At 62.7% G+C, this 25198-nt stretch carries 26 protein-coding genes; 14 read left to right on the plus strand and 12 right to left on the minus strand.

Annotated features, from left to right (window positions below; all coding sequences use genetic code 11):
- Nucleotides 1–91: 91 nt before the first annotated feature.
- The gene (locus tag AC0NIE_RS07665) at nt 92–259 is read right to left on the minus strand and encodes a DUF1328 domain-containing protein (RefSeq protein ID WP_023797107.1); all 168 of its coding nucleotides are present in this window, start codon (nt 257–259) and stop codon (nt 92–94) included.
- 233 nt (nt 260–492) lie between these two features.
- The gene (locus AC0NIE_RS07670; protein WP_258121726.1) at nt 493–1287 is read right to left on the minus strand and encodes a response regulator; all 795 of its coding nucleotides are present in this window, start codon (nt 1285–1287) and stop codon (nt 493–495) included.
- 236 nt (nt 1288–1523) lie between these two features.
- On the opposite strand from AC0NIE_RS07670, the gene AC0NIE_RS07675 reads away from it, so the two are divergent.
- Both AC0NIE_RS07675 and AC0NIE_RS07680 read left to right on the plus strand, forming a co-directional pair.
- Nucleotides 1524–1718, plus strand: a complete 195-nt coding sequence (locus AC0NIE_RS07675; protein WP_473486924.1) for a NepR family anti-sigma factor — start codon at nt 1524–1526, stop codon at nt 1716–1718.
- Nucleotides 1719–1721: 3 nt separating this feature from the next.
- Nucleotides 1722–2273, plus strand: a complete 552-nt coding sequence (locus tag AC0NIE_RS07680; protein ID WP_029348707.1) for an RNA polymerase sigma factor — start codon at nt 1722–1724, stop codon at nt 2271–2273.
- Nucleotides 2274–2327: 54 nt separating this feature from the next.
- Here AC0NIE_RS07680 and AC0NIE_RS07685 read toward each other — a convergent pair whose 3' ends face one another.
- Complete coding sequence (locus AC0NIE_RS07685; protein WP_473486993.1) at nt 2328–2699, minus strand: response regulator; 372 nt, start codon at nt 2697–2699, stop codon at nt 2328–2330.
- Between the two features lie 340 nt (nt 2700–3039).
- Between AC0NIE_RS07685 and AC0NIE_RS07690 the strand changes: the two genes are divergently transcribed.
- On the plus strand, nt 3040–3366 hold the full coding sequence (locus tag AC0NIE_RS07690) for an ElaB/YgaM/YqjD family protein (protein ID WP_123150242.1): 327 nt from the start codon (nt 3040–3042) through the stop codon (nt 3364–3366).
- Nucleotides 3367–3377: 11 nt separating this feature from the next.
- Nucleotides 3378–3842 (plus strand): hypothetical protein, encoded by a 465-nt coding sequence (locus AC0NIE_RS07695; RefSeq protein WP_473486923.1) that lies wholly within the window; start codon nt 3378–3380, stop codon nt 3840–3842.
- Nucleotides 3843–3944: 102 nt separating this feature from the next.
- Here AC0NIE_RS07695 and AC0NIE_RS07700 read toward each other — a convergent pair whose 3' ends face one another.
- Nucleotides 3945–5462 (minus strand): sensor histidine kinase, encoded by a 1518-nt coding sequence (locus AC0NIE_RS07700; protein WP_473486922.1) that lies wholly within the window; start codon nt 5460–5462, stop codon nt 3945–3947.
- Between the two features lie 196 nt (nt 5463–5658).
- Between AC0NIE_RS07700 and AC0NIE_RS07705 the strand changes: the two genes are divergently transcribed.
- On the plus strand, nt 5659–5859 hold the full coding sequence (locus AC0NIE_RS07705; protein WP_473486921.1) for a hypothetical protein: 201 nt from the start codon (nt 5659–5661) through the stop codon (nt 5857–5859).
- Nucleotides 5860–5888: 29 nt separating this feature from the next.
- Here AC0NIE_RS07705 and AC0NIE_RS07710 read toward each other — a convergent pair whose 3' ends face one another.
- The gene (locus AC0NIE_RS07710; RefSeq protein WP_473486920.1) at nt 5889–6809 is read right to left on the minus strand and encodes a diacylglycerol/lipid kinase family protein; all 921 of its coding nucleotides are present in this window, start codon (nt 6807–6809) and stop codon (nt 5889–5891) included.
- Between the two features lie 293 nt (nt 6810–7102).
- On the opposite strand from AC0NIE_RS07710, the gene AC0NIE_RS07715 reads away from it, so the two are divergent.
- Entirely contained in the window at nt 7103–8500 is a 1398-nt protein-coding gene (locus AC0NIE_RS07715; RefSeq protein ID WP_473486992.1) for a PRC-barrel domain-containing protein, read from the plus strand.
- A gap of 50 nt (nt 8501–8550) precedes the next feature.
- Here AC0NIE_RS07715 and AC0NIE_RS07720 read toward each other — a convergent pair whose 3' ends face one another.
- Nucleotides 8551–10128, minus strand: a complete 1578-nt coding sequence (locus AC0NIE_RS07720) for an alkaline phosphatase family protein (RefSeq protein ID WP_473486918.1) — start codon at nt 10126–10128, stop codon at nt 8551–8553.
- Between the two features lie 217 nt (nt 10129–10345).
- Here AC0NIE_RS07720 and AC0NIE_RS07725 point away from each other — a divergent pair, with 217 nt between their 5' ends.
- The 6 genes from AC0NIE_RS07725 (at nt 10346) to AC0NIE_RS07750 (ending at nt 15564) form a co-directional block, all read left to right on the plus strand.
- The gene (locus AC0NIE_RS07725) at nt 10346–11278 is read left to right on the plus strand and encodes a VOC family protein (RefSeq protein WP_473486991.1); all 933 of its coding nucleotides are present in this window, start codon (nt 10346–10348) and stop codon (nt 11276–11278) included.
- 10 nt (nt 11279–11288) lie between these two features.
- Nucleotides 11289–11912: an alpha/beta hydrolase gene (locus AC0NIE_RS07730; RefSeq protein ID WP_473486917.1), complete on the plus strand. Its 624-nt coding sequence runs from the start codon at nt 11289–11291 to the stop codon at nt 11910–11912.
- A gap of 3 nt (nt 11913–11915) precedes the next feature.
- Nucleotides 11916–12215 carry a GNAT family N-acetyltransferase gene (locus AC0NIE_RS07735; protein WP_095494371.1) on the plus strand — a complete coding sequence of 100 codons (300 nt, stop codon included), beginning with the start codon at nt 11916–11918 and terminating at the stop codon, nt 12213–12215.
- Nucleotides 12216–12399: 184 nt separating this feature from the next.
- On the plus strand, nt 12400–13458 hold the full coding sequence (locus AC0NIE_RS07740) for a dipeptidase (RefSeq protein WP_473486916.1): 1059 nt from the start codon (nt 12400–12402) through the stop codon (nt 13456–13458).
- 136 nt (nt 13459–13594) lie between these two features.
- A complete protein-coding gene (locus AC0NIE_RS07745; RefSeq protein WP_473486915.1) occupies nt 13595–14881 on the plus strand; it encodes a flavin monoamine oxidase family protein in 1287 nt (428 codons plus the stop codon).
- A 275-nt stretch (nt 14882–15156) separates the two neighbouring features.
- Nucleotides 15157–15564 carry a hypothetical protein gene (locus AC0NIE_RS07750; RefSeq protein ID WP_473486914.1) on the plus strand — a complete coding sequence of 136 codons (408 nt, stop codon included), beginning with the start codon at nt 15157–15159 and terminating at the stop codon, nt 15562–15564.
- Nucleotides 15565–15647: 83 nt separating this feature from the next.
- On the opposite strand, the gene AC0NIE_RS07755 is transcribed toward AC0NIE_RS07750, so the two are convergent.
- The gene (locus AC0NIE_RS07755) at nt 15648–17735 is read right to left on the minus strand and encodes a GAF domain-containing sensor histidine kinase (RefSeq protein ID WP_473486913.1); all 2088 of its coding nucleotides are present in this window, start codon (nt 17733–17735) and stop codon (nt 15648–15650) included.
- Nucleotides 17736–17792: 57 nt separating this feature from the next.
- On the minus strand, nt 17793–18572 hold the full coding sequence (locus AC0NIE_RS07760; RefSeq protein WP_189522455.1) for a response regulator: 780 nt from the start codon (nt 18570–18572) through the stop codon (nt 17793–17795).
- A gap of 46 nt (nt 18573–18618) precedes the next feature.
- On the opposite strand from AC0NIE_RS07760, the gene AC0NIE_RS07765 reads away from it, so the two are divergent.
- Nucleotides 18619–19305, plus strand: coding sequence for a response regulator transcription factor (locus AC0NIE_RS07765; protein WP_123150254.1), 687 nt, complete (start codon nt 18619–18621; stop codon nt 19303–19305).
- A gap of 39 nt (nt 19306–19344) precedes the next feature.
- Here the strand turns inward: AC0NIE_RS07765 and AC0NIE_RS07770 are convergent, their stop codons facing one another.
- Both AC0NIE_RS07770 and AC0NIE_RS07775 read right to left on the minus strand, forming a co-directional pair.
- Complete coding sequence (locus AC0NIE_RS07770; protein WP_123150255.1) at nt 19345–19512, minus strand: hypothetical protein; 168 nt, start codon at nt 19510–19512, stop codon at nt 19345–19347.
- Nucleotides 19513–19535: 23 nt separating this feature from the next.
- Entirely contained in the window at nt 19536–19880 is a 345-nt protein-coding gene (locus tag AC0NIE_RS07775) for a hypothetical protein (protein ID WP_473486912.1), read from the minus strand.
- Nucleotides 19881–20246: 366 nt separating this feature from the next.
- On the opposite strand from AC0NIE_RS07775, the gene AC0NIE_RS07780 reads away from it, so the two are divergent.
- Nucleotides 20247–20720 (plus strand): L,D-transpeptidase, encoded by a 474-nt coding sequence (locus AC0NIE_RS07780; RefSeq protein WP_123150257.1) that lies wholly within the window; start codon nt 20247–20249, stop codon nt 20718–20720.
- Nucleotides 20721–20818: 98 nt separating this feature from the next.
- On the opposite strand, the gene AC0NIE_RS07785 is transcribed toward AC0NIE_RS07780, so the two are convergent.
- Together AC0NIE_RS07785 and AC0NIE_RS07790 are read right to left on the minus strand one after the other, a co-directional pair.
- Entirely contained in the window at nt 20819–23902 is a 3084-nt protein-coding gene (locus tag AC0NIE_RS07785) for an efflux RND transporter permease subunit (protein ID WP_473486911.1), read from the minus strand.
- Complete coding sequence (locus tag AC0NIE_RS07790) at nt 23899–25161, minus strand: efflux RND transporter periplasmic adaptor subunit (RefSeq protein WP_425294135.1); 1263 nt, start codon at nt 25159–25161, stop codon at nt 23899–23901. Before AC0NIE_RS07790 ends, AC0NIE_RS07785 begins: the two co-directional genes overlap by 4 nt.
- Nucleotides 25162–25198 lie beyond the last annotated feature (37 nt).

The following is a 25198-nucleotide window of genomic DNA, read 5'->3' on the forward strand; positions in this document are numbered from 1 at the left end:
AGAGGTCCGCCGAGCGACGTCCGGTAAGGACTCCGCCCGGCGGTAGCTGGAAACCGCTTGAGGGGTGCGGCTCCCAGTGTTCGATCGCAGTTCACGACGCGCGTTTGAACAAGCCCGCGATAAGCGAAATGATCAGGAAAGCGAGAAAAATGAAAAACAGTATCTGCGCTATACCGGCCGAGGTGCCGGCGATACCGCCGAAACCAAGAGCGCCTGCAATGATCGCGACGACGAGAAATACGAGCGCCCAGTAAAGCATGATCCATCTCCTTCAAATGGTACGGCAAAAACGTCTTTCGCTACCGTTTGTTCCACCATTTCCCGAAAAAGACGATCCCTGGAAATCTTTCCGGCCCGAATTGAATCGCCATGCGCAGGGGGAAGTTCGAGGCGCAAGTGACGTTTGCCAGCCGCAAGCGGCCAGCATCATTCGATCAGTGGGAAAACGGGCGATCCGTGGAACGGGCAGCGCGAGGCTGGGCCTGCCCGGTCCTATGCAGCGGCTTTCGCATGCCGGTCGAAGAACAGCGCCTGGCTGATCAGGGCCTTGACCATATCCGGATTGAACGGCTTGGTGACGAGGAAGGCCGGCTCCGGCCGCTCGCCGGTCAGGAGGCGCTCGGGAAAGGCGGTGATGAAGATCACCGGCACCGGCGTGGACGACAGGATCTCGTTCACCGCTTCGATGCCCGAGCTGCCGTCGGCAAGCTGGATGTCGGCCAGCACCATCTTCGGCCGCGTCTTTGTGAACATCGCCACCGCCTCGGCGTGGGTACGCGCAGTTCCGACGACGCGATGGCCGAGGCTTTCGACCATTTGCTCGATGTCCATGGCGATCAGCGGCTCGTCCTCGATGATCAGCACATCGGTTGCCACCTGGCGGGAAATCTCGTTGCTGGCCTCGGCGAGAAGTTCGGAGAACTCCTGATCGTCGACGTCGAGAATCTCCGCCGCCTCGTCTTCGCTGAAACCTTCGACGGCGACCAGCAGGAAGGCTTGGCGGGGGCGGGGTGAGATCGCGTTCAGATTGGCGGCGGCGCGCTGTTCCCACGCCGACTGCGGGTGTTCTTGCGGAACGCGGATGGCGACCGAGGTGAACAGCCTGGCGAAGACTTTGTAGAGCGCGATGCGGTCGTTCGACGCGTCCGGAAAGATGTCGATGTCGGCGATGATGGCTTCGAGCATCGCGGCGACCAGCGCGTCGCCACTCTCCTGCGATCCGGAAACGGCTCGCGAGAAGCGGCGCAGGAACGGCAGGTGCGGAGCGATGGTTGCGGATAGGCTCATGATGGACGTCTCCCTCCGACGTAATTGCATAGATTGCAGGCCAAGGTGATTACAAGCCCCGAAAATAAACCCTGAAAACATAAACGCCGGCTTTCCGAAAAAGTTCCGATGGTTTGGAACTAATGTAAGAGGACGGCGTTTGAGGTCGGGACGGGCAACCAGACGAGGGGACCGCCTGCTTTGCATCGTGTATTGAAGGGCGGCAGGGTGCTGGGAACAAAGGGCGAAATGAAGACATGACGAAAGATACCACGGCTGGCGCTGCAAACAGGCGCCGGGCAGCTTCCGGCGACCCGCTCGGGCCAAATTCGGAAATCGGCCGCAAACTCAAGCAATATTACGACGAGCTGGTCTCCGACAATGTGCCGGATCGCTTCGCCCAATTGCTCAGCCAGTTGGAACGGGCCCAACCTGCACGGAAAAAGGACTGAGGCATGGCGGCCGTGTCCCAGAGCTTCAAGACGGATCTGCTCGGCTCGATTCCGAGCCTGCGGGCCTTTGCCGTGTCGCTGACGCAAAATGCCGACAAGGCCGACGATCTGGTGCAGGAAACGCTGGTGAAGGCCTGGGACAAGCATGAAAGCTTCGAGCCGGGCACCAATCTCAAGGCATGGCTGTTCACCATCCTGCGCAACGAATTCTATTCGCAGATGCGCAAGCGCGGCCGCGAGGTGCAGGACAGCGACGGCATCATGACGGCCAGGCTAGCCGTCCATCCGGCCCAGCACGGTCAGCTCGACCTCAAGGACTTTCGTAGCGCGCTCGAGCAATTGCCCGAGGACCAGCGCGAAGCCATCATCCTCATCGGCGCTTCGGGTTTTTCCTATGAGGAAGCTGCTGAGATTTGCGGCTGTGCGGTCGGAACGATCAAGAGCCGCGTCAGCCGCGCCCGCACGCGGCTGCAGGAAATCTTGAAGATTTCCGGCGATGACGAGTTTGGGCCGGATGCGATATCGGCTCAGGTGACGGGGTCGAACGCCGCCTGAAATACCGACCCCGATAATATGGTCCCCGGTAATGCGGGCCCCGGTTTTCGGACATCAGATAAGAGGGCCGCGCCCGCACGCCGCCGCCACTGCCTGCACGAGATCGTCTCCCGAATAAGGCTTGGTGACCAATCTGATATCGGGAAAGGACACCTTGATTTCGTCCATGTCGGAATAGCCCGAGGCGAAGACGAAAGGCACGCCCGATTCGCGCAGCCGCGAAGCGAAATCGAGCGTCGAAGCGCCGCCCAGCATGAGATCGACGATGGCGGCGTCGAATTGCGAGGCAACGCTCTTCCGATCGATCTCACCCAGATTGCGGGCGACGATCACGTCGCCGGCGCCGTAGTCGCGGCAAAGCTGCTCGACATCCATGGCGATCAGGAATTCATCCTCCAGAACAAGAATCCGCAATCCGTCAAGCAAGGGCACGTGGCAATGTCTCCGTGGGGCGCAGGGAAAAGGGGAAGCGCAGGGAACAGAGGAGTCATGATCTCTATTTGGCTTCCTGTCATCTAAAGTTATTTGGCATCCTGTCATCTAAAGGCATGCCCGTCGCAGATGACAGAAATCTCGGTCCTTAACGAAAGCTCAACTCGCTGGGAGGGTTGAGCGAGGATCGCCGGCCGCTGATCTGACGCCGGTCCCGGGACGCTCGGGTCGGGCTGGACTCATACGCGGAAACACCCTTTCATGGACCTCATTCCGATTTCGGAACCTTGGCGTGTATCGAGCGTTTGGAGCCAAGCAAGCAAGGAGTTAAGCAATGGCGACTGCTGCAGGAAAGGCCGCGAACGCAAGCCGGGCGGATTCGGATCTTGAGGCCGACATCAGGCAATTGAAAGCCGATATCGAAAAACTCACCAAGCAATTGGCCAAGACCGGCGAACATGGTTATGGGACGGCCCGCCGCGCCGCGACCGAAGGTGTGGAGCAATTGCGCGCCCAGGGCGAAGCAGCCTTCGACACCCTGCGCAGCAACGCCAAGGACATCGAGGCGCAAGTGGTGGCGAGCGTGCGCGAAAAGCCGGTGACGTCGCTGGCAATCGCGGCAGGCGTCGGCTTTCTGTTCGCGCTTCTCGCGCGCCGCTAGTCTCAGCCCAGATGGGAATGCTGGCATCGTTGATCTCGGGCCTCGTCTCGGGTGAAGCCGCTGCAGCCGTGCGCCGCGCGCGCACGGCTGCAATCGTCTATGCGCTCGCAGCACTTGCAGCACTGTGCGGCGTCGTTTTCCTCGTCGGAGCGGCCTATATCTGGGTGGCGGGTCACTACGGGCCGATGGCAGCCTGCCTTGGGTTCGGGGTCGGCTTCCTGGTGATCGCAGGGCTCCTCCTGCTCATCCATCAGCTGTCGGCCGGCGCGCGCGCTCGACGCCGGGCGCGGAGGCGCAATGCCGACATGAAGGCGGTCGGCATCACGGCCGCGCTCGCCGTACTGCCGGCGCTACTCAAGGGGAAAGGCGGCCTGGGCACCATACTCGGCCCGGCGATTGCACTCGCCGCCTACGCCATCTACCGCGAGAACACCAAGCCCGATGCCGACGATCCGGATGCCGGCGAAGCGAAATAGCTCGAAGCGATTCTTCTCCTTGTTTGACAATGATCTTATCCGAAAAGCGGGCTCCCACTTTTCGCTGACGCGGACCTTCGGTTCGGGATCATGGCCGGGCCGTCACTTCGGCAGATCCTCCAGCGGCATCGATATTTCGGCGAACACGCCTTCCGGCCGGAATTCGTGGGTCACTTCGCTGGAGATGACCTTGGCCAGGCTGCGGCGGATCAGGATCGAGCCGAAGCCGTGGCGTTCGGGCGAGGCAACTTCAGGCCCGCCGCTTTCGCGCCAGGTCAGCACCAGGCGCCGTGCGCCTTTCCGGCCCTGTGCCTGCCAGTCGAGATCGACCTTGCCCGAAGCCGCCGACAGCGCTCCGTATTGCAACGCGTTGCTGGCCAGTTCATGCAGGATCAGGCCGAGCCCGACTGCCTGGTCGGGCGAAAGCAGCAGATCGGCGCCTGAGATCGTCATGCGCGGCCGTTCGGCGGTGTCGAACGGCTTGACCTCGATCTGCACGAGTTCGCGGATGCCAATGCCGCGCCACTCGCGGTCGGACAGCAGGCTGTGGGCGGCGCCCAGCGCCTGAAGCCTGGCGCTGAAGGCTTCAAGGAACTCGCTCGGCTGGCGGGCATGGCGAACGGTCTGCGTCGCCAGCGCCTGCACGGTCGCCAGCGTGTTCTTGACGCGATGGTTCAGCTCGCGCAGCAAGAGCCGTTGCCGCTCGTCGCCGAGCTTGCGTTCAGTGATGTCGTAATTGACGCCGAAGATCAGCGTCGGCTTGCCGTCGCCGTCGCGCTCGATGACACGGCCGCGCGTAGCGAGCCAGCGCGGCGGACTGAAGCCCTTGATGCGGTATTCGCCAAAATAGTCGTCGCCGCCGGTCAGCGCGTCACGAAAGCGCGTCTCGGTCTGGTAGACATCACGCGGGTCGATGGCGGCAAGGATATCGCGCGCCCTCAGCCGGTTCGAGCGCGGCAGGCCGAACAGCTCAGACAACCGGACATCGCATTCGATCATATCGGTGTGGATATCCCATGCCCAGCTGGCGAGCGAGGCGGCATCGAGCGCGATGCCGCGCCGCTTTTCCTCGCGCGCCAGCGCCGCAGCGACGCTGGCGCCGTTGCGGGTGGCGTCCTTCAATGCGAACAGGCTGGCCGCGAGGCTGGCGAGCGCCGTCAATTGTTCGAGCTGGGCGGCAGACGGGGACGCGCGCGGCTTCCGGTCGAACACGCAGAGCGTGCCGATCCGGGCGCCGGCCACCACAATCGCCGCACCCGCATAGAAACGGACATGATGCTCGCCAGTGACCAGCGGGCTGGCGTTGAAACGTAGATCCGTGGTCGCATCGGTCACCACCATCGGCTCGTCGCCGGCGGCAATGGCATGGGCGCAGAAAGATGTATCTGTCGCGACCTCGGTCTCATCCAGGCCGACACAGGACTTGAACCATTGCCGCTCGACGTCAAGCAGCGTGACGAGCGCGATAGGCGTTTGCATCACCGCGGCGGCAAGACGGCTGATATGGTCGAAGTCAGGATCGGCCGCCGTGTCGATTGCATCGAGACCGTGGAGTACGGCAAGCCGGTCCTGCGCCCTTACCACGCCAAGGACATCGACCGGCAGATTCGGCTTTTTCACTACCCTGCTATCCACAAGGCCCCCAAATGCATCGGCTTGCAGCCATTCGCGCCAGGCCAGTTGCCTGGCTCCGAAACCGGAACCTTCGCCTTGAGGAACCGTTACCCAACCACGTTTTGCCAGCCGCGCCCGCCGGCGCCAAACGACTTGCCGGCGCTAAACGACGTGCCGGCGCCCAACGAAATGGAGGCCGATCATGCCCAGGATCGTTCCTGAAGACAAAGCCCGCCAGGGACGCTGGGGGTGGCATACTTTCCGTATCTTGATCGCCGCGCTGCTGTTGGCGTTTATCGCCTGGGGCATCGCGGAGATTTACGGCAACATGATAGACAAGAGGTCGACAACCGAACAGGGCGAGCTTCCCAGGGACGAACAGGGCGAGATTCCCAAAGGCTGAAGCTGTCCAATCGACTATGCCGGGCTGCATCACGCGGCCTTCGCTTGGACGGCGCGCGCCGGGACGAGAACGTTCAGCGCGCCAGGATGAATTTCGATCGTCGTTTCGCGGTCAAGCCTGACCAGTTCGCCGTCCATGACGGCGCGGAATTTCTTCGCAGCCGAGTGGACTTTCAAAACGGCCCGGTCAGCCTGGTGGATTTCCACATGTTCACTGTCGCGCCATTTGCCGCGCGCCATGTCGAAGAGGACCCTGACCAGTTCGCCACGCCGCCGCGCCACCGTGACATAGATGCCGAGCACGCCGCCGGCGGGATTGTCGGCATAGGGCAGGTGACCCTCACCGAACAGATTGTTGGTGACGCCGATGCCGGTGGTGCGCGTCACGATCTCGGCTTCGCCGATGGTCAGCGTCACCTTCATTGCCGACGGGTTGTTGATCGCCGCCCAGGCAGCCTTCACTGAAGCCCGCATCTTTCCCAACCGCGAGCCAAATTCCATGGTCTGGCGAAGCTGAACCATCCTGGCATGCATGCCGATCGAGAACTGATGCACGAATGGCTTACCGTTGGCGGTTGCCATATCGACTGCGATCACCTCGCCGTCGGCAAAAGATTTCACGGCCGCGTCCAGGGTCTGTGGAATGCCGAGCCCGCGCGCGAACAGGTTCATCGTGCCAGCCGGTAAAATGGCAAGTGCCTTCTTCCTGCCCATCAACCGAGCCGCCGCGGCCGAAATGGTGCCGTCGCCGCCGCCGGCCAGCACAATGTCGACGCCGTGCTTCGAAGCGATGCGGTCCAGCGTTGCGACGATGTCCTTGCTGGCAACGATGTCGATATCGATGGAGTGACCTGCTGCCTCCAACGTCTGGCGCATCCGGTCCGTGAAGGCGGAAAGATCAATCGTACGCAGGGTGCCGCCCTCCTGGTTCAGCACCGCCGCAAATCTCATCCCCCCGCTCCGTTTTTTCTTGCCAACCATTGGATAATCATCGGCCAGGACAGACCCAGCCACAGGTTGGAACGGGGCGGCTGAAAAAAAGTTCCGCAGCTCTGACGAAAATACAGGAGCGAATCTCACCGGCCGAACGCATGATTGAGCGCGATTCGGGTGGTTTTTTCACGACGCTCGCCATGGTGTCGGAACAACGGCGCGGTCACGACGTTGTGAATATGTAACGCCGCGACCAATCTCCCACCCGGCGGCTCGTGGCGTGAACGAAATAACGCTCGAGGAGGATTATGATGATCCGCACCCTTTTAACCACCACCGCACTGGCAGCGTTGATTGCGACTGGTGCGTATGCGCAGGAAGCCACAACCCCGGCGCCGACCCAGGATCCGGCGGTTCAGGAGACCGCTCCGGCTGCGCCCATTCCACGCGCCGAGGGCAGCCTGGTAACCAACATCGTCGGTGAATCGGTCTATAACGGCACAGGCGACGATGCCGAGAACATCGGTAATGTCAGTGATGTCGTCTTCGATGAAAACGGTCAGGCGAAATCCGTCGTCATCGGTGTCGGCGGCTTTCTTGGCGTCGGCGCCAAGAATGTCACTTTCGACTACAGCAAGCTGCAATGGGCCGAACGGGGTGGCGACCGCTGGCTGATCGCCGAAACTACAAAGGATGAGTTGATGGCTCAGCCGGACTTCGACCGCAGGCCTTACGATCCGCCTCCTGCGGCCACCGACACCACGGCTACGGCTCCTCCAGCCCCTTCTGGCACGACCGATACCACCGCACAGAACGCTCCGGCGGCTCCGGTCGAACCGGTTCCGGCCGAACCCGTGAAGCGTGCCGACGGTAACCTTGCCACCAATATCATCGGCGAAACCGTCTACAACGGCACTGGCGATGACGCTCAAAACATCGGTGACGTGAACGACATCGTCCTGGCCAAGGATGGCAAGGCCGAGTCGCTGATCATCGGCGTCGGCGGCTTCCTTGAGATTGGCGAAAAGAATGTGGCCTATCAGTTCGACAAGGCCAAGTGGGCTGAAAGGGATGGCGATCGCTGGCTGGTAGCCGAGACCACGAGGGAGGGTCTGGAGGCGTTGCCGGAGTTCAACCGCGAGCCCTATGATCCCGCCCCGGCGACAACCGCATCGACTGACGCGGCGACGCCGGCGCCGGTGACCACCACCCCTGCTGTCACTCCAGCCCCGGCGGAGAAGACCGCGGAAGCTCCGGCGGCAACGCCTGAACCCGCTGCTCCGGCTCCAATGGACAAGACAGCCGAGGCTCCGGCTGCAGCAACGCCTGACGCAACCCCCGACCAGACACAGACCGCGGCGATCGACAAGTCGGCGCTGACCGAAATGCCGGTCGACAAAATCCGGTCCGAGGATTTGGTTGGAACCACCGTCTATGGCGCCAATGATGTCAACGTCGGTGAGATTGGTGACGTCGTGCTGACGGGCGACAAGAAGGTCGATGCCGTCATCATCGACGTCGGCGGTTTCCTTGGCGTTGGCGAGAAGGAAGTGGCGATCGGCATGGATAACCTGAAATTCATGACCGACAAGGATGGCAAGCGCTATCTCTACACGAACTTCACCAAGGAGCAGCTCGAGGCGCAGGCCCCCTATGACAAGGCCACATATGCGCAAAACCGCGACACCCAGCGCATGATGATGCGCTAGTTTACTCCAACGACGAAGGAGGCCCGTGCCGGCAAAGGCGCGGGCCTTTCTTATGACTGGAAAGGTGGCAGGCCGGCGACGTGGCCGACAACGCCGTCCTCGGTCAGTTCGGCAAGCGCCAGCGACTGATCGAGATGTTCGGCCCGCCAGGCAAGCAACCTTTCGGCAAGCTCCAGCCGGACCGGCAGATAGGCCGGATCGGCAGCGACATTGGTTAGTTCGTCCCGATCCTGCTCCAGGTCGAACAGCAGCGGCGGCAGGCCGCCGCCGAAATGTACATATTTGAATTCCTTCGTGCGGATGACGGCCAGATTGCACTGGCGCGGACCGATGCCGAAATGGCGCTCGGCATGACCATCGGCAATCGAGCGGAAATCGAACTCCCAATGCGCGGCCTCGCGCCAGTTGTCCGGCTCCGTGGCATCCAGGAACGGCTTCAGCGACTGTCCGTCGAGATGCGGCGGGGTTTCCTCGCCAAGCAGATCGAGCAAGGTCGGCGCTATGTCCACCGCCTCGGTGAAGCGGTCGACGCTGGCGCCGGCCGCTTTGCGGCGACGCGGGTCGTGGACGATCAGCGGAATATGATAACTGCCGTCGAAGAAGCCGCCCTTGCCCAGCATGTAATGGTCGCCCATCATTTCGGCATGGTCGGAGGTCAGCACGACGATGGTGTCATCCCAGGCATCCGCTGCCTTGACTGCCTGCCAGATACGGCCAAGCTGCGCGTCGACTTCCGAGATCATGCCGTAATAGAGCGCGCGGATGCGGCGAAAATCGTCGTCGCCCCAATCGCGCACCTTGCCCTCGGCGCCGGGGCGGAAATTCGAACGCTCCTGCAGGTTAAGGTTGTAGGCAAGGTAGGGATGGCATTCTGCCTCGGCCTGCCAGCTCACGGCGCGGTGGAAAGCCGGTCCCTCGGCAGGATCATACCTGCTGTTGTAGGGCTCTGGCACGATGAACGGCGGATGCGGGCTGAGGAAGGAAAGATGCGCGAACCACGGTGTATCGCGCTCCTGTTCGCCAAGCCAGCGGAGGAATTCGCCGGTCAGGAAAGCGGCTGGGGATTCGTCCTTCGAGTAGACGGGTGGCGCGTTGGTGACTGCGCTGTCGGTCGTGCCTCCATGCTCGTCGGCTGGGCGATGAATGTCGGGAAAGCCGGCGCCGCTATCGATGCCGCGCGCCTTGAGCCACGACAGCCATGGTTTCTGGTGCTCCGGCAGGAGTTGGCGCACGGTGAAGCCGGGCAGCACGCCTTCGTAGCTTTTCAGCCGCGGGTCGCCCGGCGCCAGCGTGCGCGGATCGGGCGATACGTCGGTATAGCCGAACAGCGTCGGATCATAGCCGAGGTTGCGCGCCGAGAGCGCGATGTTGCCATGGCGGGCGTCGAGCGGCGTGCCGTTGCGGCAGACGCGGTTGTTCATCTGGTAGAGGCCGGTGTAGAGGCAGGCGCGTGCCGGCGAGCACGGCGCCGCGCCGCCATAATGCTGTCGAAACAGTACACCCTCGGCGGCGAGCGCGTCGGCATTCGGCGTCCGCACCACCTTGTGGCCTGCCGCCGACAGGCACTCGCCGCGCCACTGATCGCAGGTGATCAGGAGAACATTCGGGCGTCTGTCTTTTCTGACCAATGCTGTATCCTTCATTGAGAACGTGCCGCTCATGGAGCCGAATTTTTGTGGCGACGCAAGCCTGAGGTGTTCGCGAAACGGTGAACAAAAGTTGTCTTATTGTTCACTTGTAGAGCACAGTCCATTCTGTGTTTGCGACCTTTGCCGTCGGCCGGCGGGTCCTCATATTGGCGTGGAGCGCGGCATGGGCCGCACAGGACAAGGGAAGGAGCAGGAAATGCTCGACCAGATCAAGGGCCTGCATCACGTCACTTCGATGGCCAGGGATGCACGCCAGAACAATGAGTTCTTCACAAAAAAGCTCGGCCTGCGCCGGGTCAAGAAAACCGTCAACTTCGACGCGCCGGATGTCTACCATCTCTACTATGCCGACGAGGTCGGCACGCCCGGTTCGGTGATGACCTATTTTCCTTTCCCCAACATCGGCAAGGGCCGCCACGGCGTCGGCGAAGTCGGCACAACGATCTATTCGGTGCCCGAAGGCACGCTTGCCTATTGGGAAAAGCGTTTTGCCGATGAGGGCGTCGCCGGCCTCTCGCGCGACGAGAGCTTCGGCGAGAAGCGCCTTGGCTTCGCCGGTCCCGACGGCGACGGGTTTGCGCTGGTCGAGAACAACGCCGACACCCGTACGCCGTGGGCGAAGGGCGATGTTCCCTCCGACGAGGCGATCCGCGGCTTTCACTCGGTGTCGCTCAGGCTGAAGGATGGCGGCGCCACGGAAGAGCTGCTGAAATTCATGGGCTATGAAGAAGTCGACACATCCGGCACTGTAAAAAGGCTGGCGGTGAAGAACGGCAACGGCGCCAATATCGTCGACATCGAATCGCTGCCGGGCGCCGCTTTTGCCGATCTCGGCGCCGGCTCCGTCCACCACGTCGCCTTCGCCGTCGAAAACCGCGCCAAGCAGCTCGAAGTGCGCAAGGCGCTGATCGACACCGGCTATCAGGTGACGCCGGTGATCGATCGTGACTATTTCTGGGCGATCTATTTCCGCACGCCGGGCGGCGTGCTGTTCGAAGTCGCCACCAACGAGCCGGGCTTCGACCGCGACGAGGACACCGCCCATCTCGGCGAGGCGTTGAAGCTGCCGTCGCAGCACCAGCATCTGCGGCCCTATCTCGAGCAACATCTGCAAAAGCTGGAAGGCTGAGGACAAGGCAATGAGCAAGGACGCTTACATCTACAAGACACTGCCCGGTTCGCCTGATGGATCGCTGCTCTTCGTCTTCCATGGCACCGGGGCCGACGAGAGCCAGCTTCTGTCGCTCGGGCGTGATCTCGCGCCGCAGGCGACCATCGTATCGCCGCGCGGCGATGTCTCGGAACACGGTGCCGCGCGCTTCTTTCGCCGCACCGGCGAGGGCGTCTACGACATGGACGATCTGGCGCGGGCGACAGACAAGATGGTTGGCTTCGTCAAGGCGCATGTCGAGGCGGCAAAGCCCTCGTCGGTGCTTGGCCTCGGCTATTCCAACGGCGCCAACATCCTGGCCTCGGTGGTGTTCGCGGCGCCCTCTCTGTTCGACGCGGCGGTGCTGATGCATCCGCTGATTCCGTTCGAGCCGGAAATCGAGGGAAGTCTCGCCGGCCGCCGCATCCTGGTCACAGCAGGCAGGCGCGATCCGATCTGTCCGCCCAACCTGACCGCTCGGCTCGAAGCCTATTTGCGCGCCGATGGCGCCGATGTCACAGTGGAGTGGCACGACGGCGGCCATGAGGTGCAGTCGAACGAGATCGAGGCGGCGCGGCGGTTCCTGTCCGCTACGCCGGTAGAAGGAGCGTAAGCAATGCTTGACCAATTGCCGGAGATCGAACTGGAGGATCGCGGTTCCAAGGGCCGTTATCTCTTGCGCGGGCCTGATGGCGCCGAGGCGGAGATGACCTTCACCAAGATCGGCGAGCACCAGATCATCATCGACCACACCGAGGTGCCGGATGCGTTTCGCGGCCAGGGCGCCGGGCTTCGCCTCGTTACCCGCGCCGTCGAGGACGCGCGCGCGGCGGGCAAGAAGATCATCCCGCTTTGTCCGTTCGCCAATGCCCAGTTCCATCGTCACCCGGAATGGGCCGACGTGCTGAAGCAATAGCGCTGGTCCTACCACAGGCCTTAGCCCGCGGTGACGGTTGAGGGCGGGCAGCCACAAGGGCATCCATCGCTGTGGCATTTGCGCAGATCGCCTGTCCTACCCGGTGGGTTGTCTTGCCTAGTGGGTATCGCCTTGCCTAAGTAGGTATATTGCCGCCCGACCAATCGAACCGAATGATCCCTTGATGACCGAAACCGACCTTGTTCCCGTCTTCGACGGCCACAACGATACGCTGCTCAGGCTCCATCAGTCGAAGGACGCGGATGTCGAAAAGCTGTTCATCGAGGGAACGCAGGGCGGCCACATCGACCTGCCGCGTGCGAAAAAGGGCGGCTTTGCCGGCGGCATGTTCGCGATCTTTCCGCCGCCGCTCGAGAAATCCAAGCGCAGTGCGGTTCCTCCTGCGCCGAGCGATACTGAGCCCTTGCCGCCCGAGCTTCCGCGCGCCGACGCGCTCGCCTCCACTATCGCGATGGCCTCGATCCTGTTCAGGCTGGAACGAGCGTCGGCGCTCACCGTCTGCCGCAGCGCCGGCGACGTGCGAAACGCGATGGCGCAAGGGTCGATCGCGGCGGTGTTCCATATAGAAGGCGTTGAGGCGATCGACCCCGAACTGACGATGCTCGACGTACTGCATGCGGCCGGCCTGCGCTCGCTCGGCATCGTCTGGAGCCGCCCGAACGCTTTCGGCCACGGCGTGCCGTTCCGCTTCCCGTCGACGCCCGACACCGGACCTGGCCTGACCGATGCCGGCAAGGCACTGGTCAAGGCCTGCAACCAGCTCGGCATCATGGTCGATCTTTCGCACCTCAACGAAAAGGGGTTTCGCGACGTCGCCGAGATCAGTGACGCACCGCTGGTCGCGACCCACTCGAACGTCCATGCGATTTGCGGCCATTCCCGCAACCTCACCGACTGGCAGCTCGGCGCGATCCGCGAGTCGGGTGGCATGGTCGGACTGAATTTCGCCACCGGGTTTTTGCGCGAGGACGGCAGGATGAATGCCGATACCAGTCTCGACATCATGGTGCGCCATGTCGATTCACTGCTGCAGGCGCTGGGCGAAGACGGCGTCGGCCTCGGGTCCGATTTCGACGGCGCCATGATCCCGGCTGTGATTGGCGACGTCACCGGCCTGCCGAAGCTGCTCGATGCGTTCGCCGAGCGCGGCTTCGGTCGCGCGCTGATCGAGAAGATCGCCTATCGCAACTGGATCAGTATGCTGGAAAAGACCATCGGCTAAAGCGTGTCGCCCGGCAAAGTAGCCAGCGACCTGCAATATATCGATCGAGCGGGGTTTTGATGATCTCGACAAGACCGTTGTCTCCGGAGCTCAAGCCGCGGATGATTGCGGACTTCGAGAACTTCAGGGCCGGCTCTTGAAGCGCCAGACCGTACGAACCGATGTCGCCATCGTCGGCGCCGGCTTTGCCGGCCTGTCAGCCGCGCATGAATTGAACAAGGCCGGCATTGATTTTGTGCTGCTCGAGGCGCGCGGCCGCGTCGGCGGGCGGGTCGAGGCCAAGTGGAATGGGCTTGGCGAGCTGGTCGACAGCGGCGGTCAGTTCCTGTGCGAGGACATGCCGGAACTGATGGCCCTGGTGCGAACGCGCGGTAAGACGTTGATCGAGACCTATGTTAAGGGCGAAGTCATTGCCCAGCCGCGGACGGGCGAAAAGGAAGCCGAGCGAATCTACTGCGCCTCGATGGCGATCCGCGACCGCATGAACGCGATTGCACCGGCCGATCCGGCTATTGCCGGCTTGACCGTCGCCGCATGGCTCGATCGCCAGAACGATCCCGGTGAGGCCAAGGCGACTTTTCGCTCGATGATCGAGGGCCTGTGGTGCCAGGCGCTCGAAAAACTGCCGCTTTGGCACCTCATCGACAATGACCGCCGTATCACCAATGAGGTGTCGGAACTGCAGTATTTCGTGCACGAAACCATGCAGTCTCTGGCGGATGATCTGGCCGGCGATCTCGGCGACCGCCTGCGATTGAACACGCCGGTCAGAACGATCGAGCGCAGGCCGGGAGGCGTTCGTCTCGCGTCGGCAACGGGCTCGATCACGGCGCGAACGGCGCTGATCGCCATGCCGCCGATGATGGCTTCGAAGCTGGATTTCGCGCCGCCGCTGCCGGTTGCCTTGGAAAAGGCCCTCGGTGTCTGGCAGAGCGGCGCGGTGATCAAAATGCAGGTGCGCTACCCCACAGCCTTTTGGCGCGCCAAGGGCTTGAGCGGCATGGTGATGTGGCGCGATCCGCCGGCACTTTTTGCCTGTGACGTCAGCAAGGATGGCGGCCACCCTGCGTTGGTCGTCTTCGTCGGCGGGCCGCTTGCCCTACGCTGGCGGGAATTGGGAGATGCCGCGTTGCGCGCCGAGGTTACGGCGCGGCTCAAGGAGGCGCTCGGCACGGATGCAGGCAGCTTCACCGATTTCACATGTCGCGACTGGACCGATGATCGCTGGAGCGGCGGCGGCTACAGCGATCTCATCATCGATACGAGTGCCACCGACGCCGAACAAACCATCCTGGCCGGCACCCCGCCAGTGTATTTCGCATCCTCGGAATTGTCACCGTCATTTCCGGGCTATGTCGAAGGCGCAATCGTGGCTGGGCGCATTGCTGCACAGAAAATCCTCTCGAAATTTAATTCGCAATAGTCAAAAGCGCCTCATGGTCGCAGGCGAGGCGTCTCAAGGTGGCGACCCGACGTCGCCGGGCCAGCGCGGCGGCGTGATTTGATGCCGTGAACATGCGACTGCATGAAACAGTTCGGCAAAGAACTCCCTCGCCCTCGCATGACCGAATATGCCCGGTACTGCCCGAATTCCCGTTTCAAATCTGTTACACGGTCAGTTTGCGCGCGTCGTTCGTCCGTTACCGGGTGCGGCTAAGTTCGTTTCACAGAAAAAGAAAATCGATGAAGGGAATGGCGATGGATACGAAAATCCAGACTGCCTACAGCGGCCGCCTGCAGGCGCCGGAGCGCAACGATCGGCGGCCGAAGCTGGCGCTGCGCCGGCGCGCCAACGACCATCCGATGGCGCTGTTCGTGGTGCTGGGCGGCGCCGCGTTCGTCGGCATGGCGTTCGCGCCGACGGTTGGTCCAGCTTTCGCTTCGCTGAATCCGCCGGCAAACATCGTCGACGGCGCGCCGACTACGACAAAGACCGCGCGCCTGCCGATGCCGGAGGTCGATTTTGTCTGCAAGGGGCAGGCCTGGGGCGCCGAAAGTGCGGACTGCCTGCGCGTCATCGCCGAGCAATCCGGCATTCACAAGGCTCGCGCGGTCCGCGTGATCGCCAATGCCGCGCCGCTGACCCATACGCCGAACGTTTTTTGATGCCCCCGAGCGACCCTCCAGCGCTCCAGGCAGGCTCCCGCCGCATCGGTCGGGAGCTTTCTTTTGAGGATCCTAGGCCGGCTCTAACCGCCCAATGCGGCCTGCTCGGCAATGGCCGACAGCACGCCGCGCACGTCCAGCGTGCTGAACGGCTTTTCCAGGATCTGCGGACGCTGCGGCGCGGGCAACGCCTCGATTTCGGCTTTCGCGCCGATCAGGTCGCCGGTGACCAGAACGAAGCGCCGCGCCAGATCAGGCTTTTCGGCGAGCAGTTCGCGATAGACTGATATGCCGCTGGTGCCGGGCATGCGCAGATCGGAAAAGACGATGTCCGGTGGCATGTGGCCGGTCAAGGTCGCGGCGGCCGATGCCCAGGCCGGCACGATCCGCGACTTGATGCCCATCAATTCCAGAATGTCGGACAGCGACGCGGCGACATCCGGCTCGTCGTCGATGATGAGCGCATGGCGCAATCCGCTCGAGCGCGACGGGGTTTCGCCGGCGGCGGCCGCGCCGGCGGCGATCGCCGGCAACTGGACGACGAAACGGGCGCCCCTCGGCAGAACTTCCTCGAACCAGACATCGCCATTGTGCCGTTCGATGATCGATTTCGAGATCGACAGGCCGATGCCGGTGCCGACGCCGACCGGCTTGGTGGTGAAGTAGGATTCGAAGATGCGGGAGCGTATCGCTTCCGGCACGCCCAGCCCGTTGTCCTCGACCGAGAAACAGGGATTGCCGCGATCGCTGCGAAACGTGCGTACCTTGATCAGCCGGTCGCCGCCGATGCCGGCCAGAGCGTGCTGGCTGTTGATGAGGAAGTTGGCAGCCACTTGCGTCACATGGTCGGCGTCGGCCATGGCCAGCAGCGGACCGCTGGCGAAATCGGTATCGATAATGATGCCGGTTGACCTGGCGCCGTAGGCTGTCACTTCGAGTGCCGCGCGGACCACCTGGTTGAGGTCGGTTTCGGCCTGCGACGCGGGATGCAGGCGGACCATCGAGAGGAAGCTCTTGACTATGCGGCCGCACCGCTCGGCGGCTGCTCGCACCTTCTCGGCGCGCACCTTGGTCTGCGGGTCTGTGGCGAACTCGTGCAGCAAAGTCGATTGGGCGACGACCACGGCGAGCGGGTTGTTGAGCTCGTGTGACACGCCGGCAAGCAGCGAGCCCATCGCCGCCATCTTCTCGTTCTGGTGCAGCTTTTCACGCTGGCGGCCGATCTCCTCTTCGGCGCGCAATTTGTCGCGAAGGTCGCGGATCGAGCCGAAAATCAGGCGGCGATCGGCGACCCGCATCTCGGTCGCGGTCAGTTCGATCGGAAAGACCTCGCCGGCCGCATTCTGGGTTACGGTCTCGATCCGCTGGCCGACCATCGGCGCGCCGCGGCCCGACATGTATTCGGCGCCCGACACATAGCCCTTTCGATAATATTCCGGAACGACGGTGTCGAGCAGGTCCTTGCCGAGGATGTCGCTGCGCTGGTAGCCGAACATCTTTTCGGCGGCCGGATTGAATTCGATGATCGAACCGGTCTCGTCGATGACGATGATGGCGTCGAGCGAAGCCTGCAGCATGGTGCGGCGGATGACTTCGCTGGCATGGGCATCGGAAAGCGATCGTTCGATGGCGTCGCCTATGGCCAGTGCCACGATGTGCAGCGTTGCCTCTTCTTCGTCGGTCCATTCGCGCTCGTTGACGCAGTCGTTGACCGCCAGCGTGCCCCACAGATGGCCATGCGCAAAGACCGACACCGACAGGAACGACTTGATGTGCTGCTTTTCGAAGTCGATTCTCAGAAAACCTTCGAGGTCGCGCGTGTGTCCCGCGAAGATCTTGCCTTGCCGCTCGTCCTCCGCCAACCGTTCCAGCAGTGGGTCCGAATTGACAACCGACTGCAAGATCACCGTTGGCGATGCCAGTTCGCCGCCAAATCGCGGGTTGATCCAGTAGGCCGCGACCGACTGGGCAAAGCCCTGGCCGGGCAGCTCGCGCAGCCGAAACAGGATGCCGCGCTGGCAATCCATGGCCTCGCAAAGCCTTTCAAGGATGCCGTCCATCTCGCGCTGCCAGTCGCCGGCTTCGCGAAGCCAGCGAACGACATGGACAGCCGCCATCGCCGCGCCCTGCCTGACGCCTTGCATACCGCTGCGTGCTGCTTCAGCCGTCATGGTCAGCCGTCATTTCACAGTCGTGCCCGGCCACAGTGGTACCAGTGGTCGCGCCGCTCAGTTGCTTTCGCCGGTCGGCAGCGAGAAGATATAGCCTTCGCCGCGGACCGTGCGCAGGAATTTCGGATTGGCAGGGTCCGCCTCGATCTTCTTTCTCAGCCGCATGATGCGGATATCGACCGCGCGTGACGATTCCGGATCTTCCACGAAGCCGATCGCCTCGGAGATCGCCGCACGCGTCAGCAAACGGTTGGCACGTGTCAGGAAGACCTCCAGCACGTCGAATTCGCTCTTGGCCATGTCGATGACCGTCCCATTGGTGCCGGTGACGAACCGGCCGTCGAGATCGGCATGGAAAGGGCCGAAGCTCATGAAACGGCGGTTGGCAGTTGTTTCAGCCTTGGCGCCCTGTGGTTCGGCCGGCTGCGGCACGCGGCGCAGCACGCTGCGGACCCTCGCCAGCACCTCGCGCAATTCGTAAGGTTTGACGATGTAGTCGTCGGCGCCGAGTTCCAGCCCGACTATGCGGTCGAGCGCGGTGCCGGCGGCAGTGGCATAGATGATGCCGATCGGCATTTTCGAGCGCAACCAGCGGCCGAGCGACAGGCCGTCCTCGCCCGGCATGGCTATGTCGAGGATGGCCAGATGAAACGACTGCGTTTCCAGCAAGGTTCGCGCGGCGCTGGCACTCTCGGCCGTCGCGACATCGTAGCCGCTGGCGCCGAGATACTCGGCGACCGCGTCCCTCAGATCGGGCTCGTCCTCGACGATGACAATTCGTGCCCGCACTATGCTCTCGCTCCCGCTTTCAGCGGAAAGTAGATTGGGTATAAACATCATGTCCAGCACTCATCTTCGGTTGCCGGTTGCAGGGTGGAAAAAAATGGTTGCACGATCCGTCATCGCGCTTGTTTCGGTCGCCGAAGTGGTCGCGACCGATCTCGCCGACCATCTCGAACGGCGTGGCCATGACGTGCGCGCGGTGCGGCAGCCGTGGGAGGCCGAATCCTTGCTTTCCGGAAAGGGCATCGATGTCGTCGTCGTCGGCGACAGCCTCAGCCAGGCGGAAGGGCGTGATCTGCTCAGGCGCCATGGCGGCGAGGGCGGGCCGGATTTCATCCTGATCTGCCGGCCGGCCGATCTCGTCGACAAGGTGCTGGCGCTCGAACTCGGCGCCGCCGACGTCGTCGAGAGCCCGCTCAACGTCAGGGAACTCGCCGCCCGTATCGGCGGCTTGCTGGCACGGCGCGGCAGGAACGCCGGGGAACTGGTGGTGCTGGAGAACGCGACGGTCGACCTCCGGTCGGCCATGGTCATGCATCGGTCCGGCACGGAAGAGCAATTGTCGCCGGGTCAGGTGGCGCTGCTCAGATTGTTCCTGGCCAGTCCGCGCAAGGTCTTGACGCGCGACGACATCATTGCCGCCGCGCCCGCCGAAAATGCCGATGCCTTCGATCGCTCGATCGATTCGCGCATCGTGCGGCTGCGCCGCAAGCTCGACACCGAAACCATAACCACCATAAGGGGTGCGGGCTACCGGTTCGATCCGCCGACGCAGTTCGCCGACTGAGGCCGGGGCCCTCACCGTACTGTCCACAGGCCCAGGCGCTCAGCGCACCACGAGAAGCGACGGACCTGTCGGCATTTCGCTGGCCGCGACGAATTCGCTCGCATGGGCACGATCCCTAAGAAGCACGGTGGCGAGGCCGGCAAAGCCGAGCAGGCCCTGTGCGTAGAGCAGTGCGGAAAGCACCGAAGCTGCAAATTTCGTGTTCATCGTTTTCGTCCCCCAATTTGGTTTTAGGTTCGCTTCAGGGAAACCCCCGAAGTGCCCGCGCCGCCAGCGGAGCCCCCCGTCGCGGCGCGGGCCTTCGGTCCTCTCGGCTGCAAGTTGCCGGAGGGGCCGCGCATCTTCTTCAGCCCAAAACCGACCCGCCAGAGGGTCTTGAGCCGGTTAATGCGCAGACTGGACACGATCCAGACCGTGGCGAAAAACAGTGCGGCATACAGCGTCGAAACTTCGCCTGAAGTCATCTCCGCAAGCTTCGTCATCGGGTTGCCGGCGAAGGTGCCGACACCACCAATGATCGCTGCGGCTATGCTTATCCTAAAGAGCCAGGAGATCGCGTTCGATTGCATGTTCATCTTCGTTTGTGCCGGCTGTTTTCGTTGGGTCAACTCTGCGGGTGGCCTGTATCCGGCTCATGCCGCTAGAGTCCGCGCTTTGTTGCAGATTGGTTTCGAGCCAAGTCAAGTTTCTTTCCTAGGAGCGAAAACCGCACTTTCGCTTGCAGATGGCAGTAGCTTTTTGCGGAATCCGGGCTCGATCAGCCGAGGCGTTGTGTCCTTGATTCACCCCTGCAAACCCCTCGGATGGGCTTCCGTCCGTTAACCAGAGGAAACAGATTCGAAACAGAAACGTCTGCCGTGCGAAATCAATTCGAAACGTGCCCCAACGATAAGCCACTCATCGAATTGGAGCCGGCCGTGCCCGGCAGACAGGGGGATATCATGTACACTGGCATTTCCGCCAAGCTCATCAACATCGCCGCCGCCGTCACTGCGGGTACGGTTCTTCTGTTCGGCGCTGGCAACGGCGTTGCCCATGCCGCCAATCGGGCCGCCAATCAGATCGTGGCGCGGATTTCGCTTTCGCAGCAGACGATGGAAGTCCTGGTCGACGGGCGGCCGACCTTCGCGTGGAAAGTCTCGACCGGCGGCAAGGGGCATGTCACCCCGACCGGCTCGTTCAAGCCGACCCGCATGCACCAAATGTGGTATTCGAGGAAATACGACAACGCGCCGATGCCGCATTCGGTCTTCTTCAAGGGTGGCTACGCCGTGCATGCGACCAATTTCGTCAAGCGTCTCGGCCGCCCGGCCTCGCATGGCTGCGTGCGGCTGCATCCGGACAACGCCGCCGATTTCTACCAGCTTGTCGAGATTTTCGGTCCGACCAACACCAGGATCGTCATCGTCAAATAGATAACCAAAGACGATCCGCCTGCCGGTTATAAGTCCATTACGGGTCGGACATCACTGCCCAAGAAAAAAGGCCGGAAATTTCCGGCCTTTTTTGTCAATCAATCAACCGGCACTGGCATCAGCTTCGGGTCCGGCTTCTCGGCGTGATGCGGCAGGTCCTTGCTGGCAATGAAGGTGTAGAACATCGGCACCACGAACAGGGTGAACATGGTCCCCACCAGAATGCCGGTGAAGATCACCAGGCCCATCGAATAGCGCGCCGCCGCACCCGCGCCGCTGGAGATGATCAGCGGCACCACGCCGAGCGCCATCGCAGCGGTCGTCATCAGGATCGGCCTCAGCCGCACCCTGGCCGAGGCGACGATCGCATCGCGCCGCCGCATCCCGTGGTGCTCGCGCTGCTGGTTGGCGAACTCGACCAGAAGAATGCCATGCTTGGTGATCAGGCCGATCAGCGTGATCAGGCCGACCTGCGTGTAGATATTGAGCGTTCCCAGCCCCAGGTTGAGCGGCACGATTGCGCCGAAGATCGACAGCGGCACCGACATCATGATGATCAATGGATCGCGGAAGCTTTCGAACTGCGCCGCCAGCACCAGATAGATGACGAGAACGGCTGCCGCGAAGGCGATGATGATCGTGTAGCCCTGTTCCTTCTCCTGCCGCGACTGGCCGGTATAGTCGATGAAGAACGTCTCGGGCAGGCTTTCCCTGGCGATGTCCTCGATGGTCCTCAGCCCGTCGCCGGTGGTGACGGTTGGCAATGGCAGAGCGGAAATCGTGGCGGAGTTCAATTGGTTGAACTGCTCGATCACGGCCGGCGAGGCGTTGGTCGAGATCTTCACCACCGCCGAGAGCGGCACCATCTCGCCCGACGCGCTGCGCACGAAATACTCGGCCAGCTTTTCAGGGTTGTCGCGGAAGTTCTGCGGCACCTGCGGGATGATGTCGTAGCTATTGGATTCGCGGTCGAATTGCGCCACTTCGGCGCCACCGACCAAGAGGGTCAGCGTCCGGCCGATGTCGGCGATCGGCAGGTTGAGCGCCGCGGCGCGGTCGCGGTCGATCGTCACTGTCACTTGCGGCGCGTCGTAGGACATCGAATTCTCCACGGCGAGGAAGCGACCGGAGGCCTGCGCCTTGTTCTTGATGTCCTCGGCCGCCTCGTACACCTGGGAGGCCTCGCCGGTCGAGCGCACCACCATCGTGATCGGCAAGCCGCCGCCGGAGCCGGGCAGCGTCGGTGGGGCGAAGACGAAAGCCTTAACGCCCGCCACCTTGGCAAGGCGGGCTGTGATGTCTTCCTGAAGTTCCTTCGAGCTGCGCGCGCGCTCGGCCCAGTCTTTGAATGCGAAGCCGACGAAGGCGTTGTTCGTCGGGCCTTGGAACGCAACAGCGGAGAACCGCGCCCTGGTTTCGGGGATATCATTCATCAGCCCGAGAATCTGGTTCACATAGGTCTCGGTGTAGTCCGATGTGGCATAGCGCGGCGCATTCACAATAGACAGCAAGAAGCCCTGGTCTTCTTCCGGTGCCAGTTCGCTCGCGGTCTTGGTGAACATGAAGCCGGTCGTGGCCACCAGTGCGATGACGATCATCAGCGTCACCGGGCGATATTTCAACGAGCCGCTGACCAGCCGCTCATAGATGTTTTCGACGCGCCCGAACGTGTTGTCGACAATACGCTGGAAGCGGCTGTGCGAGCCGGCCCTGAGGATGCGTGCCGACATCATCGGCGTGACGGTGAGGGCAACGACACCCGAAAGCACCACCGAGCCGGCAAGCGTCACCGCGAATTCGCGGAACAGTGCGCCGGTCAGGCCGCCGGTGAAGGCCAGCGGCGCGAACACGGCGGCCAGCGTTATCGTCATGGCGATGACGGCGGACGAGATCTCCCGCATGCCGTTGAAGGCCGCCTGCATCGGCGACAAACCGTCTTCCTCCATGTGGCGGTGGATATTTTCCACCACCACGATAGCATCGTCGACGACGAGGCCGATCGCCAGCACCATGGCCAGCAACGACAAAAGATTGATCGAATAGCCCAGCGAAAACAGCAGGAAGCAGACGCCGATCAGTGACAGCGGAATGGTCACGATCGGCATCAGCACCGAGCGGAACGAGCCGAGGAAGAGCAGGATGACGACGATGACGATGGCGACCGCCTCGCCGATGGTCTTGAACACCTCCTCGATCGACGCGCTGATCTGCTCGGTCGAATCGTAGACGATCTCGATCGTCATGCCGAGCGGCAGCGTCTCCTGAATTGTCGGCACAATTTCGTGGATCGCCTCCGCCGTCGTCAGCGGATTGGCGGCCGGCGTCGGGAAGATGGCGAGAAAGATGCCGGGCTTGCCGTTGAAAGTGACCCTGGTGTCGGTGTTCGCCGCGGCGAGCGCGACGCGCGCCACGTCGCGCAGCCTCACCACGTTGCCGTCCTTCGAGCGGAGCGGAAGAGCGGCGAAAGCTTCCGGCGTCTGCAGCGTCGAGCGAACGGTAATCGAGGAAGCGACGTATTCGTTTTCGGTGTTGCCGGGTGCTGACAGGAAATTCGATTCGTTGATGGCGGTCAGCACTTCCGCCGCCGTCACGCCGCGCGCCGCCAGTTTGATCGGGTCGATCCAGACGCGCATCGAATATTCGGCGGCCCCGAAGATCTGCACGTCGGCGACACCCTCGACCGTCGACATGCGCGGCCGCACGACGCGCTCGATATATTCGGTGAGCTGTTCCGGCGTCATGTTCGGATTCTGCATCGAGATATACATCATCGCGAACTGCTCGCCGGTGCCCTTGACGATCACCGGGTCTTCGGACTCGTCCGGCAGGTCGCCGCGCACGCCTTGTACCTTCGAGAGGACTTCGTTCAGCGCGACGTCGGGGTTGGAGCCGAGTTTCATCTGCACCGTCACGGTGCTGGAGGACGCCCGGCTCGCCGACGTGACATAATCGATATTTTCGGTCGAAGCGACGGCACGGGCGATCGGCGCGGAAATGAACCCCTGGATCAGGTCGGCGCTGGCGCCGGGATAGGCCGTGGTGATCGTGATGGCCGTTTCTTCAACCTCCGGATACTGCCGGATCGAGAGGCTGAAGATGCCCTGGAAACCCAGGAGCAGGATCATCAAGGCGAGCACGGTCGAAAGGACCGGACGGCGAATGAAGATGTCGGAGAAGCTCATTTCTGGGCTGCCTGCTGGTCTGCCGGCTTGGTCGGATCGATCGTGTTGTCGACGGCAACGGACATGCCGTTGGAAAGGCGGTTCTGGCCGGCGGTAACGACTTCGTCGCCGGGCGCGATGCCTTCCAGGATCTCAACCAGGCCGGCATTGCGGCGGCCTGGCTTGACGAACACCTGGGCAAGCACGAGCTGCGGTTTCTGTTCTTCCGCCGTCGGTTCGGCCGGCGTTGCCGCCGGTTCTTCCTCGGGTTTTGCCGCGCGCGCCTCGGCCGCGGATTTCGCAGTATCCGTGGCGGGCTTTTCTTCCGGCTTCGCAGGAGCAGCAGGGGCGGCGCCGTTGTCCGCGGGCTTTGCCGGACGCACCACAAAGACGAAGTCGCCGTACAGGCTGGAGGTCAGCGCGGTCTGCGGCACCGTCAGCACGTTGTTTTCCTCGGGCAGTTCGACGCGCACCTGCACGAACTGGCCAGGGGTCAGCTTGCCTTCGGGGTTGGCGACCTCGGCTCTGACCGTCACCAGCCGGCTGGTCGGGTCGATCTTCGGGTCGATACCGCGGATGGTGCCAGCGAACGGCAGCTCGCCGTCACCAACGCCAAGCCGTACCTTCTGGCCGATCTTGAGCAGCGGAAGCTGCTGTTCGGGAACCGAGAAATCGGCCCGCATCGTCTCCAGATCCTGCAGGGTGACTACGGAAGTACCGGGTGAGAGATACTGGCCGAGATCGATCCTGGGGATACCCACGGTGCCGCTGAATGGCGCTGTCAGCAGCTTCTGCTCGAGCACCGCCTGCAGCCTGTTGACCCGCGAAGCGGAAGCCAATGCGGCTGCCCGCGCCGTATCGAGCGTCGATTCCGAGCCGACATCGCGTTTCTGCAATTCAAGGGCGCGTGTCAAAGCCGTCTGGTCGAGCGCTGCTTGCGCCTTCGTCGCATCGAGATCGGCGCGTTCGGCGGCATCGTCGAGCTGAAGGAGAGCCGCGTTGGCTTCAACCTTCTGATTGGCGTGAAACAGGATGTCCTTGACGATGCCGGCGGTTTCGACGGTCAGGTCGACGCCGCGGACCGCGCTGACAGTGCCGATCGCCTCGACGCCCGGCGTCCACTCCGTCGGCTTGACGATTGTCGTCGACACGGTCGCGGCCGGCGGTTTCATCGTGGCGAAGAATTGCTGCATTGCATTGTCGCGGAACAAATTGAAGCCGACGATGCCGCCGCACACCAGCACGAGCAGAATGAAGGCAATGATGAAACGCTTGATCACGAACAGTCCCCTTGGCCATGGCCCGGCATAACGGTCG

The organism is Mesorhizobium sp. WSM4842 (assembly GCF_055901575.1).

Coding starts and splice junctions, on each gene's coding strand:
- AC0NIE_RS07665 (WP_023797107.1), bottom strand. CDS start 259: ATGCTTTACTGGGCGCTCGTATTTCTCGTCGTCGCGATCATTGCAGGC.
- AC0NIE_RS07670 (WP_258121726.1), bottom strand. CDS start 1,287: ATGAGCCTATCCGCAACCATCGCTCCGCACCTGCCGTTCCTGCGCCGC.
- AC0NIE_RS07675 (WP_473486924.1), top strand. CDS start 1,524: ATGACGAAAGATACCACGGCTGGCGCTGCAAACAGGCGCCGGGCAGCT.
- AC0NIE_RS07680 (WP_029348707.1), top strand. CDS start 1,722: ATGGCGGCCGTGTCCCAGAGCTTCAAGACGGATCTGCTCGGCTCGATT.
- AC0NIE_RS07690 (WP_123150242.1), top strand. CDS start 3,040: ATGGCGACTGCTGCAGGAAAGGCCGCGAACGCAAGCCGGGCGGATTCG.
- AC0NIE_RS07695 (WP_473486923.1), top strand. CDS start 3,378: ATGGGAATGCTGGCATCGTTGATCTCGGGCCTCGTCTCGGGTGAAGCC.
- AC0NIE_RS07705 (WP_473486921.1), top strand. CDS start 5,659: ATGCCCAGGATCGTTCCTGAAGACAAAGCCCGCCAGGGACGCTGGGGG.
- AC0NIE_RS07710 (WP_473486920.1), bottom strand. CDS start 6,809: ATGAGATTTGCGGCGGTGCTGAACCAGGAGGGCGGCACCCTGCGTACG.
- AC0NIE_RS07715 (WP_473486992.1), top strand. CDS start 7,103: ATGATCCGCACCCTTTTAACCACCACCGCACTGGCAGCGTTGATTGCG.
- AC0NIE_RS07725 (WP_473486991.1), top strand. CDS start 10,346: ATGCTCGACCAGATCAAGGGCCTGCATCACGTCACTTCGATGGCCAGG.
- AC0NIE_RS07730 (WP_473486917.1), top strand. CDS start 11,289: ATGAGCAAGGACGCTTACATCTACAAGACACTGCCCGGTTCGCCTGAT.
- AC0NIE_RS07735 (WP_095494371.1), top strand. CDS start 11,916: ATGCTTGACCAATTGCCGGAGATCGAACTGGAGGATCGCGGTTCCAAG.
- AC0NIE_RS07740 (WP_473486916.1), top strand. CDS start 12,400: ATGACCGAAACCGACCTTGTTCCCGTCTTCGACGGCCACAACGATACG.
- AC0NIE_RS07750 (WP_473486914.1), top strand. CDS start 15,157: ATGGATACGAAAATCCAGACTGCCTACAGCGGCCGCCTGCAGGCGCCG.
- AC0NIE_RS07755 (WP_473486913.1), bottom strand. CDS start 17,735: ATGACGGCTGAAGCAGCACGCAGCGGTATGCAAGGCGTCAGGCAGGGC.
- AC0NIE_RS07760 (WP_189522455.1), bottom strand. CDS start 18,572: ATGTTTATACCCAATCTACTTTCCGCTGAAAGCGGGAGCGAGAGCATA.
- AC0NIE_RS07765 (WP_123150254.1), top strand. CDS start 18,619: ATGGTTGCACGATCCGTCATCGCGCTTGTTTCGGTCGCCGAAGTGGTC.
- AC0NIE_RS07770 (WP_123150255.1), bottom strand. CDS start 19,512: ATGAACACGAAATTTGCAGCTTCGGTGCTTTCCGCACTGCTCTACGCA.
- AC0NIE_RS07775 (WP_473486912.1), bottom strand. CDS start 19,880: ATGAACATGCAATCGAACGCGATCTCCTGGCTCTTTAGGATAAGCATA.
- AC0NIE_RS07780 (WP_123150257.1), top strand. CDS start 20,247: ATGTACACTGGCATTTCCGCCAAGCTCATCAACATCGCCGCCGCCGTC.
- AC0NIE_RS07785 (WP_473486911.1), bottom strand. CDS start 23,902: ATGAGCTTCTCCGACATCTTCATTCGCCGTCCGGTCCTTTCGACCGTG.